Source organism: Mangrovitalea sediminis, assembly GCF_002514725.1.
GTDB classification, from domain to species: Bacteria; Pseudomonadota; Gammaproteobacteria; order Pseudomonadales; family Oleiphilaceae; genus Mangrovitalea; species Mangrovitalea sediminis.
This window is the reverse complement of sequence record NZ_NTLB01000001.1, coordinates 908963-928104: the sequence shown is the minus strand read 5'-3', so window position 1 is coordinate 928104 and position 19142 is coordinate 908963. Positions and strand designations below refer to the sequence as shown.

General features: G+C 59.1%; 18 protein-coding genes. 4 read left to right on the top strand and 14 right to left on the bottom strand.

The genetic code is table 11. The features are described 5' to 3' along the window. Positions 1-92 precede the first annotated feature (92 nt). The 3 genes from CLR77_RS04390 to CLR77_RS04380 form a co-directional block, all read right to left on the bottom strand. A complete protein-coding gene (locus CLR77_RS04390; RefSeq protein WP_097459340.1) occupies positions 93-3155 on the bottom strand; it encodes a GGDEF and EAL domain-containing protein in 3063 nt (1020 codons plus the stop codon). A gap of 247 nt (positions 3156-3402) precedes the next feature. After that, on the bottom strand, positions 3403-4353 hold the full coding sequence (locus CLR77_RS04385; protein ID WP_097459339.1) for an AEC family transporter: 951 nt from the start codon (positions 4351-4353) through the stop codon (positions 3403-3405). A 72-nt stretch (positions 4354-4425) separates the two neighbouring features. Then, the gene (locus tag CLR77_RS04380) at positions 4426-5706 is read right to left on the bottom strand and encodes an HD-GYP domain-containing protein (RefSeq protein WP_097459338.1); all 1281 of its coding nucleotides are present in this window, start codon (positions 5704-5706) and stop codon (positions 4426-4428) included. A gap of 338 nt (positions 5707-6044) precedes the next feature. On the opposite strand from CLR77_RS04380, the gene CLR77_RS04375 reads away from it, so the two are divergent. Beyond that, positions 6045-6986 carry an alpha/beta hydrolase gene (locus CLR77_RS04375; protein WP_097459337.1) on the top strand — a complete coding sequence of 314 codons (942 nt, stop codon included), beginning with the start codon at positions 6045-6047 and terminating at the stop codon, positions 6984-6986. Here CLR77_RS04375 and CLR77_RS20415 read toward each other — a convergent pair. The 3 genes from CLR77_RS20415 to CLR77_RS04365 all read right to left on the bottom strand — a co-directional run bounded on the left by CLR77_RS20415 (position 6956) and on the right by CLR77_RS04365 (position 8491). Further along, the gene (locus CLR77_RS20415; protein ID WP_264754671.1) at positions 6956-7084 is read right to left on the bottom strand and encodes a hypothetical protein; all 129 of its coding nucleotides are present in this window, start codon (positions 7082-7084) and stop codon (positions 6956-6958) included. The two genes, CLR77_RS04375 and CLR77_RS20415, sit on opposite strands and share 31 nt — an antisense overlap. A 290-nt stretch (positions 7085-7374) precedes the next feature. Next, positions 7375-7854 (bottom strand): glutathione peroxidase, encoded by a 480-nt coding sequence (locus CLR77_RS04370; protein WP_097459336.1) that lies wholly within the window; start codon positions 7852-7854, stop codon positions 7375-7377. Then, complete coding sequence (locus tag CLR77_RS04365; protein ID WP_097459335.1) at positions 7838-8491, bottom strand: DUF502 domain-containing protein; 654 nt, start codon at positions 8489-8491, stop codon at positions 7838-7840. Before CLR77_RS04365 ends, CLR77_RS04370 begins: the two co-directional genes overlap by 17 nt. 51 nt (positions 8492-8542) lie before the next feature. On the opposite strand from CLR77_RS04365, the gene CLR77_RS04360 reads away from it, so the two are divergent. Next, positions 8543-9166, top strand: a complete 624-nt coding sequence (locus tag CLR77_RS04360) for a nucleoside 2-deoxyribosyltransferase (protein ID WP_097459334.1) — start codon at positions 8543-8545, stop codon at positions 9164-9166. On the opposite strand, the gene CLR77_RS04355 is transcribed toward CLR77_RS04360, so the two are convergent. From CLR77_RS04355 to CLR77_RS04340, 4 genes are all read right to left on the bottom strand, one after another. Further along, positions 9108-9536: a CoA-binding protein gene (locus tag CLR77_RS04355; protein ID WP_097459333.1), complete on the bottom strand. Its 429-nt coding sequence runs from the start codon at positions 9534-9536 to the stop codon at positions 9108-9110. The two genes, CLR77_RS04360 and CLR77_RS04355, sit on opposite strands and share 59 nt — an antisense overlap. A 65-nt stretch (positions 9537-9601) precedes the next feature. After that, positions 9602-9955 (bottom strand): dihydroneopterin triphosphate 2'-epimerase, encoded by a 354-nt coding sequence (folX, locus tag CLR77_RS04350; RefSeq protein ID WP_227519824.1) that lies wholly within the window; start codon positions 9953-9955, stop codon positions 9602-9604. A 30-nt stretch (positions 9956-9985) separates the two neighbouring features. Then, positions 9986-10552, bottom strand: coding sequence for a GTP cyclohydrolase I FolE (folE, locus tag CLR77_RS04345; RefSeq protein ID WP_097459331.1), 567 nt, complete (start codon positions 10550-10552; stop codon positions 9986-9988). 135 nt (positions 10553-10687) lie between these two features. Further along, positions 10688-13141, bottom strand: coding sequence for a putative bifunctional diguanylate cyclase/phosphodiesterase (locus CLR77_RS04340; protein WP_097459330.1), 2454 nt, complete (start codon positions 13139-13141; stop codon positions 10688-10690). Positions 13142-13458: 317 nt separating this feature from the next. On the opposite strand from CLR77_RS04340, the gene CLR77_RS04335 reads away from it, so the two are divergent. After that, entirely contained in the window at positions 13459-14814 is a 1356-nt protein-coding gene (locus CLR77_RS04335; protein ID WP_097459329.1) for a DsbA family protein, read from the top strand. On the opposite strand, the gene CLR77_RS04330 is transcribed toward CLR77_RS04335, so the two are convergent. After that, positions 14796-14987 carry a hypothetical protein gene (locus tag CLR77_RS04330; RefSeq protein WP_097459328.1) on the bottom strand — a complete coding sequence of 64 codons (192 nt, stop codon included), beginning with the start codon at positions 14985-14987 and terminating at the stop codon, positions 14796-14798. The genes CLR77_RS04335 and CLR77_RS04330 overlap by 19 nt on opposite strands. Before the next feature lie 375 nt (positions 14988-15362). Here CLR77_RS04330 and CLR77_RS04325 point away from each other — a divergent pair, with 375 nt between their 5' ends. Further along, positions 15363-16286 (top strand): alpha/beta fold hydrolase, encoded by a 924-nt coding sequence (locus tag CLR77_RS04325; RefSeq protein ID WP_097459327.1) that lies wholly within the window; start codon positions 15363-15365, stop codon positions 16284-16286. Here the strand turns inward: CLR77_RS04325 and CLR77_RS04320 are convergent. The 3 genes from CLR77_RS04320 to CLR77_RS04310 form a co-directional block, all read right to left on the bottom strand. Next, positions 16283-17326, bottom strand: coding sequence for a GGDEF domain-containing protein (locus CLR77_RS04320; protein WP_097459326.1), 1044 nt, complete (start codon positions 17324-17326; stop codon positions 16283-16285). The genes CLR77_RS04325 and CLR77_RS04320 overlap by 4 nt on opposite strands. Before the next feature lie 121 nt (positions 17327-17447). Next, on the bottom strand, positions 17448-18095 hold the full coding sequence (locus tag CLR77_RS04315; protein ID WP_097459325.1) for a TetR/AcrR family transcriptional regulator: 648 nt from the start codon (positions 18093-18095) through the stop codon (positions 17448-17450). Between the two features lie 92 nt (positions 18096-18187). After that, positions 18188-19015, bottom strand: coding sequence for a sterol desaturase family protein (locus CLR77_RS04310; protein WP_158227114.1), 828 nt, complete (start codon positions 19013-19015; stop codon positions 18188-18190). Positions 19016-19142 lie beyond the last annotated feature (127 nt).

Sequence of the window (19142 nt, the reverse complement as noted above, 5' to 3'; positions counted from 1 at the left end):
TCAGGTTACAGCAGGCATGGCAAAATGCAGACCGGAACTCCTTCTTCGATCCATAATCCCCCCTGCACCATAAGTCGGTGATATCAGAAAAATCAATAGGTTTTCTCCACCTGATCGGAGAGCCAGCGGTGCTCCAGATCTCCGGGCGCCATCGGCTTGCTGTACAGGAATCCTTGATAGCCCTCGCACCCGAGGTCACGCAGCAGGCGAAGTTGCTCCTCGGTTTCAACGCCTTCGGCCACGGCTTTCAGGCCAAGGCTGTGGGCCATTGCCACGATGGTCCGGACGATGGCCGCATCGTTTGAGTTACTCACCATGTCGCGTACAAAGGTTTGATCGATCTTGAGGACATCGACAGGCAATTGCCTGAGGTAGGCGAGCGAGGAGTAGCCGGTACCAAAATCGTCCACCGCAAACCGGATTCCGAAATCGCGCAGCTCCAGCATGGTTGCGCGGGCTTGCTCAAGATGTTGCATGAAAACACTTTCCGTCAGCTCGATTTCGATTGCCGAGCCGGGAATTCGATGGTGATTCAGCAGGTCGAGCAGCATGGAGGCGAATGATTTCTGGGAAAAATGCAGGGCGCTGATATTGACGGCGATGTGCTTGTCCTCAGCAAGCAACCCGCGTTCGCGCCAGAAGAGGATTTGTGTGCAGATCCGTTCGAGCACCCATTCACCGAGACTGATGATCAGGCCGGAATCCTCAGCAACGGGAATGAATTCGCCAGGTGAGATCCATTGCCCCTGATGGTGCCAGCGTATCAACGCTTCGACGCCCAGCAGCTCGTTGCCGGGCAGGGCCAGCTTGGGCTGGTAATGCAGGGTCAGCCCCTCGTCACGTTCGATCGCTTGCCGAAGGGCGTTTTCCAGTGTGAGCCGGCGCCGTACCTGCTGTTCGAGGACGCCTTCGAAGAAGTGATAGGTGTTGCGCCCGGTGCGTTTGGCCTCGTACATGGCGGCATCGGCATGCTGCAGGATTTCCCGTACGGAACGGCCATCGGCCGGGAACAGGACAATGCCAATGCTGGTCCCGCTGGTGACCTGATGATCGCCGACCAGGAAAGGCTCGGAGAAGGTTCCCAGCACCTTCTCCGCCACCCGGCGTGCACTCAGGGCCACATGCTCGGTAGTACCCTTGCTATTGCCCATGAGGATGACGAACTCATCGCCGCCCAAACGTGCCAGGATGTCGCCTTCACGCAGGCAACGTCGCAGGCGCCGTGCCACCTCCCGCAGGATCTCGTCGCCCAGGGTATGTCCCAGGGAGTCATTGATGATCTTGAACCTGTCGAGATCGAGGAACAGCAGCGCACATTGCTCCTCGTCACGCAGCAACTGATTCAGCCGCAGGTGCAGCTGTTCCTGCAGGTAGGCTCGGTTGGGCAGTTCGGTCAGGCTGTCGTGATAGGCAAGGAATTGAATGCGGGCATCGCTACGCTTGCGATCTGAAATGTCGGTATGGGTGCCGATCATGCGGACCGGTGTGCCGTCGCTATCGCGTTCGATGATCTTGCCGCGGTCGAGCACCCAGAGGTACTCGCCGTTCTTGCAGCGCAGCCGATGTTCGCTCTGGTAAAACAGGGTTTCCCCTTTCAGGTGGCGCTCGACCTCGGCTTCGGCCGTCGCCAGGTCGTCTGGATGGACACGATTGACCCACTCTTCAACGTGGCTGCCAATGTCCTCCGGCTGATAGCCGAGAATTTCGCCCCACTGTGCGGAGAACCAGGCGGTGTTGGTGCGGATATTCCAGTCCCATACGCCGTTACCGCTGCCTTGCAGGGCAAACTGCCAGCGTGCTTCGCTGTCCTGTAGGGCGAGTTCTGTGGCCTTGATGTCGGTGATGTCGGTCACGGCGCCGATGGATGCGGTCGATGCCTTGGGATCGCCGAGCGCCACTTCGTCCAGGTTGATATGACGTTGTTCCCCAGAGCCGGTGACGCAGCGAAGTTGCAGCTGACTGGTGCGCTGAGGACTCCAGATACGGTGTTGATAGAGTGCTCGGTCGTTGCTATAGAGGAATTGCCGGAAGTCCTGCCCAAGCAGGTCATCCAGCTCCCGCCCCAGGATTTGGCAGAGACGCGGGTTGGCATACACCAGGGTGCCGCTGCTGTCGGTTTGAAAGACGCCGACAGGCGCCATGCCGGTGAGCGTCTCGTAGCGATCCTGTTGCTCAGTCAGGGCATGTACCAGATCGAGACCATTGGCAATGAGCCATTCGAGCAGATGAACGACCCGGCGGTTTTCCTCATATTGCAGTGACAGTTCGCGCAGGCGCCCTGCGACAGCCTGCATATCGTCGAGGCGGTGCGTCAGCGGTGACTGTTTCGGATTTTCCGGTAGCTGGACACGGTAGGTCGCCCGGGCAATCTGATCGAATTCAGTCCTGAGCTCCTGCAATCGATGGGAAATATTCCGCATTCGCCGGCTCAACAGGATCATCGCCAGAGTAAAGAACAGGGCCGCCAGCAGAACGAATATCAGCAAGTTGGTGACGTCTTCCGTTACGACGAGATACAGGCTGTTATTCACCGGCAATGGCAGGCTGGACTGACGGATAACATGGTAGTTGGCGATCCTCAGGCGGCCTTGGGCGATGGTTCCCGACGGGACCGCCTGATTGTCGAAGACGATCTTGCCGTACTTGTCGGTAATCAGGCTACGTAGCTGAAGGTGGGAGCTACGGGTCAGGCTGAAGTCGCTGGTCATGGCCAGCTCAAATACATCATTTCGCTTTTCGGCGAGCGTCGGAACGCGTTGTCCACTGATGGGGTCCGGCTCGAAGAGCAGCCAACGCTGATGCTCCGGCAGGGGCATTAACGCCTTGAACAGTGGGCTTTTGGAGATGTCCTTGCCTTTAAGCGTACGGGCATTTGCGGCCAGGATGTGCCCATCGGCGCTGACCTGAAGGCGGGTATAGGGTTCGTTGCGCAGAAGCTCGGAATCGCCGGGTGCGTTATCCAGTTGCGTTTGCAGGTGGTGAATGAGGGCCCCGACCCGCTGCTGCTCGAGATCGGTGGTGACGCTGAGACTGTCGTTGGACCAGAGTACGACCAATGCCAGCAACGCCAGTAACAACAGCGCCAGCATGGAATAGGTTTTTTTCAGCCATCGGCGGATACCGTCAATAATGTCCAGCAGGCTGCGTACTTCCACAAGGCAAACTCCGAGTCGCGAACAGGCACCGGGAAATCGATCAGAGCCCCGACCATGATGTCGGTGGAAAGCGAGTGATCGCAGCGCGGGTTTTAACGGCGCAAAACTTCAAACGGGTTCCAGCCGTTAGGGGGTGGAACCCGATCGAACATTCTGTTTTCGTGTCGCACATTGCAATATGAGTATAGCCATTTTGTGCAACGATGCTAACGGATTGGTCCTTAATGACAATTCCCGTGGCAGGGGGCTAGATCAGTCCCCATAACCGCAGGAAATAGAGACCGAGACTCAGGCTGAGAGGGGAGATCAGTGTCGTCAGCGCGACCATGCTGGCGGCCATTTTGGCATTTCCTCCCAAGGCCCGTGCCATGACATAGCTGACAGTGGCGGTAGGTGCCGCAAACATCGCGAAAAGTGTACCCAGTGGCATCCCGCGAAACCCCAGCAGGGCGGCGCCGGTAATCATCAGGGCCGGCAGGATGACCAGTTTCATGGCGACGGCAGTGAGTGTGATGCGAGACCCGTCGCTGATGGCCTCGCTGGATAGTGAGGCGCCGACGCAAACCAGTGCCAGGGGCAGCGTCATCGAGGCGAAATAGTGTCCGCTGGTCATCAGCAGGCCGGGGAGTTTCCAGTGGAACGCGGCGACCGTTACGCCGGCCAGGATGCTCAGTATCAGGGGGTTGCGTAGAATACTGCGCAGAATCTGTCCCCAGGGGAGTGTGCTGCGCCCCTGGCTTGCTGTCAGCGCGAACACCGAAAGCACGTTGTAGCTGAGCGTCATGACCGCCAGCAGGAGCGAACCCGCGGCCAGGCCCTGGGCGCCATAGAGGCGTGCACAGAGCGCAATACCGATGATGCCGAGATTGCCGCGGAAGGAACCTTGAACGAAGACGCCACGGTCTTCACCGCGGGTAATCAGCGGACCGCTTCCCCACCACAGCAGAAAGAATCCCACCAGTGTTGCGATCAGCGAATAGAGCAACTGCCGACCATCCACTGTGTGACTGAGGTCCAACTGCACCAGGTTGACGAAAATCAAAGAGGGCAGGGCAACGGTGAAGACCAGACGGGAAGCAGTCTCTACAAAGGGATCGTCGATCAGCCCGGTGCGTCTCAGGACCCAGCCAACGACCAGTACCAGAAAGATAGGTGCCGTTGCGGAAAAGGCGAAAATGAGGATTTGCAGGTAATTCACGGAATGAACGCCGCCACACCAAGAGACAGGGCCGTCATTCTAGCGCGGGCGGGGGGCTTGGGAACAGGCGACTTATGGCGTGTCTTCGGTGGGTGCCGAATGGTACTGGGCGGCTTTGATGTGGTTTTCGATGCGCGCTTCCAGACTGAAACCGTAGGCGCCGTCGGCGATGGCCTGTTTGATGGTCGGCGGTGCCTCGTTATCGGCAACCGCTGCGAGATCGATAACCCGGCTGGCACAGGGGCGTTTGCGGCTGTCGAGGAGGAGCTCGATTTTGGGGCGCAGTTTATGGTTGGGGTTGGTGGCGATAATGATAGCGACCTCACCGCTGTCGAGTTCGACCAGGCTGCCGGGGGGGTAGATGCCGATCATGCGGATAAAGGCTTCGGTCAGCTCCGGGTCGAAGTGTGCATTTCGCTCCTGGTACAGGATGCGAAGGGCGTCGGCCGGTGACCGGCCACGCCTATAGCATCGGTCGCTGGTGATGGCGTCATAGGCATCGACGATGGCAATGATCCGTGCGAATCGACTGATGCTCCTGGCATGATGCCCGTTGGGATAACCTTTTCCATCCAGCCTCTCGTGGTGGGTGAGCGCGGTATCGCTGACAATCGGTTCGAGTTTGTGATGGGCACTGAGCATGGCATGACCGAACTCGGTGTGCTTCTGCATCTGCCGGAATTCTTCCGGCTCCAGGGCGCCGGGTTTGTTGAGGATCTCGGCGGGCACCTTCACCTTGCCGATATCGTGCAGCAGGCCGCAGACGCCCAGAATCTCCAGGTTTTCCTTGGCCATATTGAGGAAACGCCCGAAGGCAATGGCCATGATGCCGACCCGCAAACAGTGCTCGGCGGTGTAGACGTCCTCATTCTTGATGCGGTTGAGCCAGAACATGGCGTTTGCATTGGCGAGAATGCTCGTCACGCATTGCTGTACCACCGGTCTTGCCTCGTCGAGGTTCAGCGCGGAGCCTTTTTCCACTTCGCTCAGAAGATGGCTGATGTAATCCTTGGCCTGATGGTAGGCCCGCCGTGCCCGGGGAAGCTCCCGCTCGATTGTCACCCGCTCGGGTAACTGGCTGTAGCGTGGTGTCTCGAACTGGTGGGAGAGGGAGGGATTCTTGTCGACATAGCTCTGGCTCAGTTCAACGATAACCCAGAGGCAATAGTGGCGGAGGATGGCCAGTTGCTTTTCGGTTTCGATGACCATGCCCTGGAACAACACCGGGAGTTCTGTCCAGGGGCGATCCAACTCAACGACGTGCATGCCCAGGCGTAAGGCATCAGTGGGTAGCTTAATCTGAACCAGGCGGGTGAGCCGTGACTGCTGTTCAAGATTTTTTGGGGTCCGCATATATCAAAACCGAAAAGTCCCGATGATATCGGCGGCGTCGTTCTCTTCGGCACCGTCTTATTATAGTTTTGAGTCTACACCATGATTTTTACGTCGCTTGTTAATTAGATGGGTTTTAACGATTTTAAACAACGTGCTGTTCATTTTTTTGAACTGCGACACTTGTCTGAGTGAGGGGTTTGGCCTAAAGATACTAACCATTGAGGTGAAAACCGTCAGCGCCGGAACGTTCCTGGTATTTCGTCAGGGTTGCGGGTGCTTTGCTGTCCGGTGCCAGCCCGGCTAATGTGACGGAATGACATGATCGGAAGGGTGCGCAGATGCCCCGGGAGTCTGTCATGGACCGTGTCGTTGTGCTGAAACAGGCTATTCGCTGGGGCATTCGCTGTGTGCCCAACCGGATGGTTGCCTACCGTTTATGCTCCCGCCTGGCTCCCCTGCTTGTCCGTCCCTTGCAGGGTTGTGATGTCGCCCCCACCTGTCTCGATGGTTTCAAGGCCCACTGGCTGGCTCATGGACGGCAGTGTGATGCGCGGGTCATTCTGTATTTTCACGGTGGCGGCTATGTCATCGGTTCCAACCGTACCCATCTGGAACTGGCCGGACGTCTGGCGCAGGCGGCTCGAGCCCAGGTGATGATGCTGGAATACCGGTTGGCGCCGGAAAACCCCTTCCCGGCTGCGTTGGAGGATGCCGTCGCAGCCTACCGCTATCTCCTGGATCGGCGTGTCGATGCCTCCCGGATCGTGCTGGCGGGAGACTCCGCGGGTGGCGGCCTTGCGATATCTGCCGCCATGCGCCTACGCGATCAGGGCTTTCCCGGGCCAGCCGGTGTCGTCGCCATGTCACCCTGGCTGGATCTTACCTGTGAGCAGGCCGCCAACAGCCCCGCCAGAGCCCGCGATCCCCTGATTTCAGCCCAGCGTATCCGCTATCTGGCGCGTCAGTACGCAGGAGAGCATCCGTTGGACCACCCTGGAGTGTCCCCTTTTTTCGGCAACATCGCCGGCCTGCCCCCCTTGTTGGTGCAAGTGGGTGCCGACGAAGCGCTGTCGGCGGAATGTGAAGCTTTTGCCGTCCGGGCTCGCGGGGAGGGTGTCGAGATGGACTTACAGGTTTGGCCGGAGATGTTCCACGTCTGGCAGTTTGCAGCCGGCCTCCTGCCGGAAGGGCGCGAAGCCCTTCAGCAGATCGGTGAGTTTGTTTGCCGGGTGACGCCCTCGACCGTTCGGACCGAGGGCCATCCCATTCAGCGAGCGATCTGGGCCGGCGCCGACTGAGGTGTGACAGGGGCTGTGGCGTTGGCCAGGCTCGACGCCACCATGAATACGGTCAGGGCAAACAGGATCTTGGCGAGCGAAAGCACAGTGTCGGACATGGTGGACCTCCTTGCAGGCTGTCGATACCGGTATTGTGATGCTGCGTCGCGACTACGCCGTTATCTCCCGCAAGGCTTGTACCAAAAGTCAGGAAAAGACCAATGAGTTCAAGGGTTGAACCATTTTGCCCGAAATTATCTCAGGTCCTGTTGTAAAAGATCATGACAGCGCCATTTCGGCGACAGGACGGCAATCCCGCGCCATGGGAGGGATTGCCGGATTCCGGTGCGACTGGGGAGGGGTGTCCTGTCACGTCGCTAGCCGCCCAATCGGGTCAGTTGACCCTGTTCTATGACGCGGCGGCCAGCGTTGCCGTCAGCTTTTCCCGCAAGGCTGGATCTTCGGGTGTCGTACGAGGATCGAAACGTTCCACGACCCGCCCATGGCTATCGACCAGGAATTTCTCGAAATTCCAGCGTATATCGTCACCGTCACCGATCAGCCACTGATACAGCGGGTGTCGCCCCGCGCCGTTGACCTCGATCTTGCCGGTCATCGGAAAGGTCACATCGAAACGGCTCTGACAGAAGGCGGCAATTTCCGCTTCGGTGCCCGGTTCCTGTCCGCCGAATTGGTTGCAGGGCAGGCCCACCACGACAAGTCCCTGATCGGCGAACTCACGGTAGAGGTTTTCCAGGCCTTGGTACTGAGGTGTCAGGCCGCATTCGCTGGCCACGTTGACCAGCAATACGGTTTTGCCGCGCAGCTGGTCCAGGGGCATGGCGCTCCCGTCGATGGCGGTCAGGGTGAAATCATGTAGCGTGGTCATGGGAATCCTCCTTGTCGGTTGATGACGGCTTGGGCGATAGCAGCCGCGCCGAACCCGCACCACAGGCGATCACGGTGCGAAGTGCCGCTTCCACTTTGATATCGGGGCGCAGTTCCACCAGGTCTGCGCTCACATGATAGATGAACCCGGTTGTCGGGTTGGGCCCTGTCGGCACGAAGACCGTGAATCTGCCGTCGTCATGACGGCTGGTGACGATCCCGGTGGCGGTCAGCTCCACGCTGGGGCCATAGAGTTTGACCAGGGCAACGGTGCCGTTGGCGAAGGGAGAGTTGGCGCGATCGCCAAACAGCTGCTGCACGATTTCCCGGACCATCTGGTAGCCGGGGAAAAGGCGCTGCATATTGCGGTCGAACAGCCCATGCAGGTAGGTTCCCATCGTGGTCCGGGCCAGGACGCCGATCATCAGCACCAACAGGGCAATGATCAGTACGACCAGGATATCGCTGAGCAGCGCGGGAATCTGGGTATGCTGTGTCAGGATGTCCGTCAGCGGGGCTATCTGCTGGGTGATCAGGCGGAACAGCCAGCGGAACAGCATCGCCAGAATGACGATGGGCAGCAGCATGACCAGGCCTGCAAGAAAGGCGCCGGAGAGATAGTTGCGGATTTTCTGCATTCGGTGAATCCTGTGTCGACGTTTCCAGTCGTGGTTCCCTGATAGGTGAATATGCCAGTTTATCCCAGAGTATCCCAGCCGGTGCACAGTCTCTATCTGGCCGGTCCCGAAGTGTTCCTGCCGGACGCTGTTGCTGTCGGTGCGGCAAAGTGCGAGTTGCTGGCAGGATATGGTCTGCGGGGGTTGTTTCCCCTGGATAATGCCGAGATCCTGCCGGCGTCGCCGATGGCCAGGGGAAAGGCTATCTACGCGGCCAATCGCGAATTGATGATGCAGGCGGATGGTGCCCTGGTGAACCTGACGCCGTTCCGCGGTCCCAGCGCTGATCCTGGTACGGTGTTCGAGTTGGGCTTTTTCCTCGCCCGAGGTATACCCGTTATCGCCTATACGCTGGATTGTCGTGATTACGCCGAGCGCGCGGCGGCCGGGGCTGTTGTCGATGCCCAGGGGCTGGCGGTCGAACATTTCGGCATGGCCGATAACCTGATGCTGGAAGCTGGCCTGGATGCGGCTGGTGGAAGGCTTTTACGCGGGACGCTGTCGCGGCCGGCAGGACCGGACGACTGGCGCGACCTGGCCCTGTTCGACGCCGCCGCGCAGGCTTGGCTGGCAGACTTTAGCGGATTGGCGGTACACCGAGACGGGGAATCTCCATCTTCGGGCAATGGTCCATGACGACCGTCATACCTGCCGCCTCGGCGCGTGCGGCCTCGGCCTCATTGATGACTCCCAGTTGCAGCCAGAGAATCCGTGCCTTGCTGGCGATGGCTTCATCGACGACCGGTGCGAGGCGCGAGGGGTTGAGAAAAACATCGACCATGTCGATGGCGTCCGGAATGGCGCTGACCGAGTCGTAGACCGTTTCGCCTAACAGGGTTTTACCGGCAAGTCTCGGGCTGACGGGGATGACCCGGTAACCACGGCCCTGCAGATAGGCCATAACGCGATAGCTGTCACGGTTTTCCTTGTCGCTGGCACCCACCAGCGCCAGCGTGCGGATGTCGGTCAGGATGCGGCGCAACTCGTCAGGATGGTCCACAGGCATGGGGCACCTCTTCGGAAATAATCGAGCTGTAAGGAGGTCGGCCGCCCTGCCTGGGGTGGGGCAGGTCAGTCCCGGCGTGCGGACAGGCTGACCGAAACGGAGTCCGAATAGCGTAAAGCGAAAGGCTTGTCGATTTCCACCTGTGCCGACAAAACACCCTCATGTTCCATCACGATGGCCAGTACCTCGTGGGTCATGCGCTCAAGGAGGGCAAAACGGCCGTTCTCCACGTGGCGGATGATTTCCTTGGTGATGGTGCGATAGTTCAGAGCCGAGTCAATCGCGTTTTCCTGAACCGCCGCGCCAGCATCGTAGTGAATTACCACGTTGATGATCACATCCTGGCGGTTGTTGATTTCCTCTTCCTTGATACCGATGTAGGTCCGCAGTCGGAGGTTCTTGACCTTGATGGTCGCCATTCTGTCGAAATTCAGGCTCATGAAGGTTCCCTAACGTCGGCTGGTCAGCGTGAGGAACTCCTGGCGGGTCGCTTGCGACTCGCGGAAGGTTCCCAGCATAACCGACGTACTCATGACGGAATTCTGCTTCTCCACGCCGCGCATCATCATGCACATGTGCTTGGCTTCGATCACGACCGCGACGCCGCGTGAACCGGTTACCTGCTGGATGGCATCGGCGATTTCGCGGGTCAGGTTTTCCTGGATCTGCAACCGGCGCGAGAACATATCGACGATGCGCGCGAACTTGGACAGCCCCAGCACCCGGCCGTTCGGCAGATAGGCAATATGGCACTTGCCGATGAAGGGCAGTAAATGGTGTTCGCACAGCGAATAGAGTTCGATGTCCTGAACCACCACCATTTCGTCTGTGGACGACTCGAAAATGGCGCCGTTGACGACGCCGTCGAGGTCGGTGGCGTAGCCTTGCGTCAGAAACTGCATGGCTTTGGCCGCGCGCTCGGGCGTATCGCGCAGTCCGTCACGCTCAATGTTTTCGCCGATCCCGGTGATAATTTCGCGGTAACGGTCTGCCAGTAAATCCAGATTTTCGGTCATTGCTTCTCGGCTCGAATTCGGGCTTCGGCCATGTCGCACTAAGCGCCGTGGCGAGGCAAACATACAGTCTACCCCGATCGGAGAGGCAAGCCCAGTAAGCCGGGCGGTGATCGCCGAACGGGTGTCGTCTGCTGTTTACGACAAGCGATGCGGTTTGGATGAGATCCCGTTGGGGGCGTAAAACAGCTGTTCGAAGTCGTCCAGCGACAATGGTGGGCTGAAGTGATAGCCCTGATAAAGCACGCAGCCGTGCTCCTTGAGGAACTGCAGTTGTCGCGGCGTCTCTACACCCTCGGCGATAACGGTCAGCCGGAACAGAGCCGCGATGGCAATGATGGATTCGACGATGGAGGCATCGCTGACGTCGGTGTCGATGTCGCGTACGAAGGATTGGTCGATCTTCAGCTTGTCCAGTGGTAGCCGCTTGAGATAGCTCAGCGAGGCGTATCCGGTACCGAAGTCGTCCAGGGCAAAACGGAAGCCGGCGAGCTTGAGTGTTTGGATCTGGTGCAGGGCCTGGTCGGCCCGGTCGATAAAGATGGATTCGGTAATTTCCAACTCCAGCCAATGGTGAGGCACTTTATGGCGGCGACAGGCTGAAATAAGGTCGATGGCGAAATGGTCGCTTTGGAATTGTTGGGTACTGATGTTGATCGCGAGTCGGTTGAAGTGAGGCGGCATGCCGCGCTCCAGCCATCGGGACAGCGTTGATAATGCTTCCTCGATCACCCAATTGCCGATATCGATGATCAGTCCGCTGTCTTCCGCGACCGGGATGAAACGTGCGGGAGAAACCTGCCCCAACTCAGGGTCCTGCCAGCGTAGCAGGGCTTCGGCGCCGACCAGATGCTCATCGCTGTTGTATTGGGGCTGGTAATGGAGTGAAAAGCGATTTTCCCGCAGCGCCCGCTGCATGTGGTTGATCAGGCTAAGGCGTTCGGTCGCCTGTTCCTGCATTTCATGGGAGAAGAATGCAATTCGGTTACGGCCTTCGCGCTTGGCCTGGTAGAGCGCGGTGTCGGCCTGCTTGAAGATGTCGCTCGGCGTCGTGTCCCCGCGGGGAAACAGGGTGATGCCGATACTGGCCGAGATATGCAGGCTGTTGGCATCGATGCGGAAGGGTTGCCTTAGGGCGCCGAGTACGTTCCGGGCAATGGTCTGGACGCGGGTTGAGAGCTGGTCGTCATCCGGCCCGACCTCGCACATGATGAGCACGAATTCGTCGCCGCCGATCCGTGCCAGGCTATCCTCCCGGCGGATCATCGACTGGATACGGCGGGCCACATCCTGCAGGAGGCGATCGCCAGTGTCGTGACCCAGTGAATCATTGATGTCCTTGAACTGATCCAGGTCGATATAGAGCAGGGCGTCCTGATGGCCATGGCGTCGGGCGCGGGCCATTTCCTGCTCCAGCTCTTCGAAGAGCAGCGTGCGGTTGGCCAGGCCGGTCAGCGAGTCGAAGTATGCATGGCGGCGAACCTCCTCTTCCGCTGCATATCGCTCGGTCAGGTCGAGTACGCTGGCGATCGTTGAGCTGTATCGCCCCTCCTCATCGTAGATGGCGCGGGTCGATACCAGCGTCCTGTGGCAATGGCCCTGAATGTCGAAAACCCGCACGTCCTGATGAACAGCTTCCCCCCCATGCTCGTACATCGCCTTGACCTGTTCGATGCCTGCGTCGTCCAGGAAGTCGTAGAGGTGCCGGCCGGTCATTTCCTGCGTCGTCAGCCCCAGCATCGATGCCATGCTCGGATTGGCCATCAGGGTCACGCCGCGCCAGTCCATAACCCAGATACCTTCGTGTGCCACCTCGAACAGCTGGCGGTAGTGTCGCTCGCTCCGTTGGACCGCCTGCATGGAAGTGGCGGTCTGATGGTGCATGGCGTCGAGGCGCGTCATCAGGTGGCTGAGTTCGCGCAGCATCGGTATCTTGGCGGGAGGCAGTTCCTGGCCCTCACCGATGAGTCGGGCCCGTTCTTCCAGTTGCGCCAGTGGGCGGACGATCAGGTGCTGCAGGAGCAGCAACAGCAAACCGAGAATCGACAACCCGGCCAGCCAGAACAGGCCGATGGATTGCGTGGCGCTATGCCAGGCCGTTTGGATAGCCGGTTGCAGGTTGACGTCGGCGACGAGAATCTCCGGCGTGCCGTGGGCGGATATTGGAATACTCAGCGTCAGCCGGCTCCCCTCGCGCAGGCTTTGTAAATCCGGCTGGAGTAAAGCGGCTTGCAGGCGCCGGTTCTGTGGGGTATCGCCCGACACGAAACGTTTTCCCGTCAGGCCGGGATCGTTGCTGTAAAGCGTGTTTTCCCGGGCATCGAGTAACGCGATGCGTGCCAGGTTACTGTCCTTGTCGGGATGACTGAACAGGTGGCGAATGCTCTCGGCGTCAGCCCGTTGGATGTTCTTTAGGAGCCTGTCGCGCAGTTCCAGGAATTCGTGGGTATTGATACGGGTGCTTTCGGCAATAGCGTTACCATAGGTCACATGCCAGTAGTGCAGTGAGAGCACGGTCAGGAGGACCAGAAAGACGAGCGAAATAATGGCTGGAATCGCGACGCGAATGGACCAGTTGGCGCGGTTCAGCATAGGGGCTCAAATCGAAAAGAGCCCGGCCCGAATAGCCTGTGCACGGGAACTGCCTGGCGCATGAATGTATTGCCTTCGTGTTGTCATGCAATGAGCGGTCGGCCACTGCACTCTTTGATCCGAACGCAGATGGCACGGAGTATCGTTAAAAGGTAGTCTAGCAGCTGCACAGGCGTTTGGCGGGAGGCCTGTATGAGTTTCGTGATATTTTATATTTCAATGTGTTACCAGGTGGCCGTCGATGCTGGCATCGGGGTGACGGTCTCTATACGGGTGTGCTGGGAAGCGGCCCGCCTATCGAGGGATGCGAGGTATCCATGAAGCCGGTCGATCCTCTGGTCAGAAAGCTTCAGCCCTGGCTCGCCCGGCTGCTGTCCAGCCGCGAAGTCCGCCAATTGCGCCGCCACTGGTTTTCCCGGAAGGAGCAGGGAGGTGCTGTCCTGCACGTCTTCCTGAAACTCAGCGACCCATACAGTTATCTGCTGGCGCAGGTCTTGAGCGACCTTCAGCGCCGTTATCGGGTCACGGTGCGCTGCTATCTGGTACGGCAACTCCCGGCTGCAATGTTCCCGGAACCGGAATTATGGCAACTCAATGCCGTCAGGGACTGTCAGTCGCTGGCGGCGCTTTACGGTTTGCGCTTCGAAGCTGCTGACGCGTTTCCGGCGTCCGACCGGGTCGATGCGCTGGAAGCGGAATTGATCGCCAGGGCTGACGCCGGTGAGGATTTCCTCGGCCAGTTGCCGTCTCGGCTCGAAGCGCTGTGGGCCGGGCACGCCGGGACGCCGTCGGGGATAACGCCGGCTCAGCCGCTGCAGGTGCGGGAGCATATGAGCCGGAACGAAGCCTTGCTGACGCAGTGGGGGCATTACGGCAGTGGCATGGTGTATTTTGGTGGCGAGTGGTATTGGGGGTTGGACCGGCTTGGTCACTTGGAGCAGCGTTTGCTGGACGAAGGGCGGAATCGCTGCCCGGGTATGCAGGTGCGATATAACCGTCAGGAACGGGATTTCTGCCTCTTGGGACATGCCGATGACCTGAGCGAGGCGGCACGCGACCTGCCGCTTGAAATGTATTTTTCCATCCGCAGCCCCTATTCCTATCTCGGTCTCGAGAAGGCTGCACAGTTGTGCCACCATTACGGACTATCGCTCGATGTCCGGCCGGTGCTGCCGATGGTGATGCGGGGATTGCGTGTGCCCCGCTCGAAGACGCTTTATATTTTCCTGGATGCGAAGCGGGAGGCGGAAAAAGCCGGTATTCCCTTCGGGTTCACGGCAGATCCTCTCGGTGCGGGCGTCGAATGCTGTTATCAACTTTTTGACTATGCCCGGGAACAGGGGCGGGCGGTGGACTATCTGTTGAGTGTCGCGCGGGGCGTCTATGCCGAGGGAGTCGATATTTCAACCCGTTCGGGGTTGCGGTGCGTTGTGGAGCGGGCGGGGCTGGACTGGGCAGAGGCACGTCGCCAGTTGGGCAACACGGTGTGGACGGAATGGGCGCAGAAAAACCTGGAGGACCTCTATCAACAGGGGTTCTGGGGCGTTCCGGCCTTCCGCTATGGCGATACGCGTGCCTGGGGGCAAGACCGGCTATGGCTCATCGAGCGAGCCATTATGCAGCGCTCGCGGGACACCACCGGAGAAGTCGGCTATCAGGGGGTGTCCTGCTGATGGTCTTTCAGGGCATCGCTGATGGCTTCGGCTTCAGCGTTGAGAACCCGGTAAAGCAGGCTGTCGCTATGCCCTTGAGCGCGCAGCAGTTGCTGTTGCTTGAGATCGTAAAGGCGATTAAGGCGCGTATTGGCGTCTGCCCGCTGGTTGCTGCTATCAGATACTGCTCGCATCTTGGTCACCTGTTAGCCTTTTTTTACAGTTGTGGCGGCACAGCGTCGCCTGCGTTTAATAAAGCAATTCCTCTGCCAGGCACGGCTTCTTGTCGTAATAATTAACTTTCGTCACGGATTTTTAACGTTAACGCCTTGAGAATGTAGCTGTTTTGTCGACCTTACCGTTTGGTGTCATGATTTTTCCGGAGGTGTTGGTGCCGGTAGTCGATGACAGGTGCCAAAAAACTGTAAACCTTCCTTTACAGTGTGACGAAATGGGTCAGGTGGCCGGTCGGAGAGGGGGCAGACGTTTTCCGGTTTGAACTTATAGCGTATCGGTGTATTCAAAGGTTCCTTAACCCACTATTCGCCCACAGGGACAGGTAGCTTTGCATGGACAAGGTGTCTGAGATTTCTCGAGGTATCCAGGGTCACTCCGGGCTCGGAGGCGATACGGCTCTGGAACATTGGCAGCACAGCGGGAAATGGTTCAGTTACGGTCCCCATGCCATTTTCAGCCGTATGGAGGGCGACGGGCCGGCGCTGCTTTTGCTCCATGGCTTTCCAACGGCTTCCTGGGACTGGCATCGCCTCTGGCCCTATCTGCAGGAGCACTATCGGGTACTGGCGGCTGATATGATCGGGTTTGGATTCTCCGACAAGCCGCCACGCTACCATTACAGCATTGTCGACCAGGCGGATCTGCACCAGGGTTGGCTTGAACAGCTTGGCGTAACCGAAGTGCAGGTGCTGGCCCACGATTACGGTTGTAGCGTGGCACAGGAAATGCTGGCACGGGAGCAGGAAGGAGAGCTGCCGTTCCGGCTGGCGAGTGTCTGTTTTCTCAATGGCGCCCTGTTTCCGGAGGTACACCGCCCCATTCTTATCCAGCGCCTGTTGGCCGGCCCCCTGGGTGGCCTCGCCAGCCGGGGTATCACGCGCCCGGTATTCGAATACAACCTGACCAAGATTTTCGGTCCGGACACCCGTCCGTCGCCTGAGGATCTGGAGGCGTTCTGGCAGTTGCTCCTTTACAACAACGGGCGTGGCGTCATACACCGGTTGATGCGCTATATGGAGGAACGTCGTTGCCACCGGCATCGCTGGGTGGGAGCCCTGCAGCGGGCAAAGCAGCCGCTGACCCTGATTTCCGGGATGGCCGACCCTGTCTCCGGGCGGGAGATGGCGGACCGGTATGCGGCGTTACTGGGCTCCGAATCTGTCATTCGGCTCGATAATATTGGTCACTATCCACACCTTGAGGCTCCGGACCGGGTTTGGCAGGCATACCAGCGCCTGGGCCGGATTCCGGCTTAGCCGGGTTGAGGGGATGGTGTTCCGGCTGCCGGCTGTGGCGCGCGCAGCACTCGGTCGCGTCCACCATCCTTGGCGTTGTACAAGGCTTTGTCCGCCCGGTTTAACCAGGCGGAATTGCACTCTCCCCTATGGACCTCGGCCACGCCGGCGCTTGCCGTCACCTGAATGTCGTCGTCGAAGGCGGGGCTGCGAATAACGTCCAGCAGTTTACCGGCGACTGCTTCGGCCGCTGCGGCATCGGTTTCCGGAAGCACAACCAGGAACTCCTCGCCGCCGACGCGGAAGAGCCTGTCGCTGTCACGTAGATGCTTCTGTAAGCGCACCGCGCTGGCCCTGAGAAGTTCGTCCCCTTTTACATGGCCCCATTCATCGTTGATCGCCTTGAAGTGGTCGAGATCCAGCAGAATGATGCTTGCGGGCCGGCCATAACGTTCATGCAACTGCTTTTGCATCTGCAGCGTGTGCTCCATCTGGGCGCGGTTCAGGCAGCCGGTCAGGGGGTCGGTACTGGCGATGATGGTGAGCTCGCTCTGCATCCGGCCCACCAGCCAGGCGAAGATAGAGACAAAGACGCCGGTTAGGGTCAGGGAAAAGGTAATGCGCCAGAATTCGTCCTCGGGGAAGCGATAGTAGGACACAATGATCATGCTGCCGAGGAAAACCAGGTTCAGGGCGGTCGCCTCCCTCATACTCAGCAGGAAGAAGAAGGCGGTAATTGATGGATAGGCCCAAAACAAGCCGATGTGACCGTTAAGATACGTCGAATAGACGGTGCAAGCGGCGGCGAACAGGGAGAAGGAGCGGCCTTGGAAAAGATAGAGGTCGTATCGGCGTAACATGACGATAACGGCCAGTGCATTCAGGCAGAACAGGGCCAGGAGCAGCGAGAGCAGGGTGTGGCCTTCCCCCAGCTGGATGGCGAACAATGGAGCCACAACCATCAACGTCCAGAAGTGGATGTGGTAAACGATCTGGCGTTGGTAGCCCAGGATGGTTTCTGTCGGATTGGTTGAGCCGACACCCAGCGAGCTGTATCTCATGTATGACACCTTTCTATCCAATCCAGGATAGAAGGACGGCTTCGGTTTGGCCACTTTTTGTACACCCCGGTCCAGGGGCTGAGGTGGCCGGCTCGGCACGCCTGAAATGGCGAAATCGCCATCACACCGCAGGCGGGCAGGGTTTGCCGAGACCTCCTTCCAAAAAATCAAGAAATGCATTGTACAGCGTCATGTCGTCTGGGCGAATATTTCCGAAAGGCGTGTCGACCAGAAGGTCCACCTCCGCACTGCCATGCACGACATTTACGAGACAGAAGGCGAGACGGATGCGTAGCAAATCTCTGGGTATATCGGGACGAACGCGGTGGAGTAGAGCCTCGATCCGTTCCATGTCGAGGCGGAAATGCCGGTTGAGGATGGCGGCGATTTCCGGGGAGTTGTCGGTATGCAGATGCGCCATGAAGCGCAGGGCCCAGCGTCCCCACTCCGGATGAACGCTCAACGCCAGGTAAGGTGAAAAGACCGCCTGAACAATATCGCGCAGACTGGGGGCCGGCTGCTGTTCCACCTGGCTGATACCTTTTTCAAAAGCGGGCCGGAGGTAGTCCAGGATAAGGGTGATAACGCCTTCGATGACGCCCAGCCGGTTTCCGAAGTGGTAATGGGCCGCTGCCGAGTTGCGGGTGCCGGACTGGCTGCTGATACTGCGCAAGGATACGCCCTGCAGCCCCTTTTCTGCATACAGGCGCATGGCTGTGAACAGGATGGTATTGCGGGTGTTGACGCCCGGATTGTCGGCTGCGGTCATGCTGGGGGTCCACGAAAACGGGAAGCCTCCCGGCGGCGTTACCGTCGGGAGGCGTAGTCGTGGGCGATTATAGCGGGAATCGTGTGCCGGTTTCAGCGCCCCGGCGTTACCTTGGGCTCGCCGGGTGGCGGTGGAACCAGGCCGCCTTCACCGATATGTTGTTGACGCCAATGTAGATATTGGGGCACGTAGGTACCGTAAATACGGTCCCACAGTGGCAGGAATCCCGCATAGTTCCCCTGGAAGCGGGCATGGTGGAAGTCGTGGAACGCCGCACCTTCATAGAGCGGCAGCCGGTGCAGGGGATCCCAGGGAAAGTGATAGCCGGTATGCCCGTCTGCAGCCTCCAGCTGGCGAAGCAGGACCCACAAGTAAACCACCTCGACATGGGCTCCAACGAGAATCGGGCCGACCAGTACCAGGCCCGACGTCATGGCCAGTTCCATCCAGTGAAAATGATTGCCGGCCAGGGCGCAGGGGTTGCGGACCTGGTGGTGGACGGCATGGACATGGCGCAGGAGCCACTTGTTCTCATGCATCCAGCGATGCATCCAGTAGTACAGGAAATCGTCAAGGAACACGAAGAAAACGATTTGCCAGACAAAGACATACCACGCCGGACGAGGTCCGTCGTGGATGCCCGACAGGCGTAACAGCGGCCAGGCCAGCACCAGCAGTCCGGCGACCACCAGGGTGTTGACGGTCATGCGGCGGATCGTTTCCGGCAGATAGCGCAAGGCGTCGAAGGGCTTGTCCTGTATCCGGTAGGGCCTTGCCCAGGCCGGATCCAGTATCGCCAGCAGGGTCCAGGGCAAAGAGAAGAGCAGGAAGCCGACAATACCGAGCGCCAGGCTGGCAACCGGCAGCTTCAGGAACATGGGGTCGTGGTAGATTTCGATCAGTGAGGACAGCACAGTCATGGGAACGCCCGGTTTTAGCCGTTTTTGTTTGTCGGGTTTCTGCAGGAAAGGATAACGGAGAATGCAACGGGCGGCTTGATCCGAGGCGCCGTCGTTTTCGGCAAAAGACGACGGGACTGGTTCGCCG

Excerpts from the sequence above, each read along its gene's own strand:
- CLR77_RS04380 (WP_097459338.1), bottom strand. The coding sequence starts at position 5,706 with ATGCGGACCCCAAAAAATCTTGAACAGCAGTCACGGCTCACCCGCCTG.
- CLR77_RS04375 (WP_097459337.1), top strand. The coding sequence starts at position 6,045 with ATGGACCGTGTCGTTGTGCTGAAACAGGCTATTCGCTGGGGCATTCGC.
- CLR77_RS20415 (WP_264754671.1), bottom strand. The coding sequence starts at position 7,084 with ATGTCCGACACTGTGCTTTCGCTCGCCAAGATCCTGTTTGCCCTGACC.
- CLR77_RS04370 (WP_097459336.1), bottom strand. The coding sequence starts at position 7,854 with ATGACCACGCTACATGATTTCACCCTGACCGCCATCGACGGGAGCGCC.
- CLR77_RS04365 (WP_097459335.1), bottom strand. The coding sequence starts at position 8,491 with ATGCAGAAAATCCGCAACTATCTCTCCGGCGCCTTTCTTGCAGGCCTG.
- CLR77_RS04360 (WP_097459334.1), top strand. The coding sequence starts at position 8,543 with ATGCCAGTTTATCCCAGAGTATCCCAGCCGGTGCACAGTCTCTATCTG.
- CLR77_RS04355 (WP_097459333.1), bottom strand. The coding sequence starts at position 9,536 with ATGCCTGTGGACCATCCTGACGAGTTGCGCCGCATCCTGACCGACATC.
- folX (WP_227519824.1), bottom strand. The coding sequence starts at position 9,955 with ATGGCGACCATCAAGGTCAAGAACCTCCGACTGCGGACCTACATCGGT.
- folE (WP_097459331.1), bottom strand. The coding sequence starts at position 10,552 with ATGACCGAAAATCTGGATTTACTGGCAGACCGTTACCGCGAAATTATC.
- CLR77_RS04340 (WP_097459330.1), bottom strand. The coding sequence starts at position 13,141 with ATGCTGAACCGCGCCAACTGGTCCATTCGCGTCGCGATTCCAGCCATT.
- CLR77_RS04335 (WP_097459329.1), top strand. The coding sequence starts at position 13,459 with ATGAAGCCGGTCGATCCTCTGGTCAGAAAGCTTCAGCCCTGGCTCGCC.
- CLR77_RS04330 (WP_097459328.1), bottom strand. The coding sequence starts at position 14,987 with ATGCGAGCAGTATCTGATAGCAGCAACCAGCGGGCAGACGCCAATACG.
- CLR77_RS04325 (WP_097459327.1), top strand. The coding sequence starts at position 15,363 with ATGGACAAGGTGTCTGAGATTTCTCGAGGTATCCAGGGTCACTCCGGG.
- CLR77_RS04320 (WP_097459326.1), bottom strand. The coding sequence starts at position 17,326 with ATGAGATACAGCTCGCTGGGTGTCGGCTCAACCAATCCGACAGAAACC.
- CLR77_RS04315 (WP_097459325.1), bottom strand. The coding sequence starts at position 18,095 with ATGACCGCAGCCGACAATCCGGGCGTCAACACCCGCAATACCATCCTG.
- CLR77_RS04310 (WP_158227114.1), bottom strand. The coding sequence starts at position 19,015 with ATGACTGTGCTGTCCTCACTGATCGAAATCTACCACGACCCCATGTTC.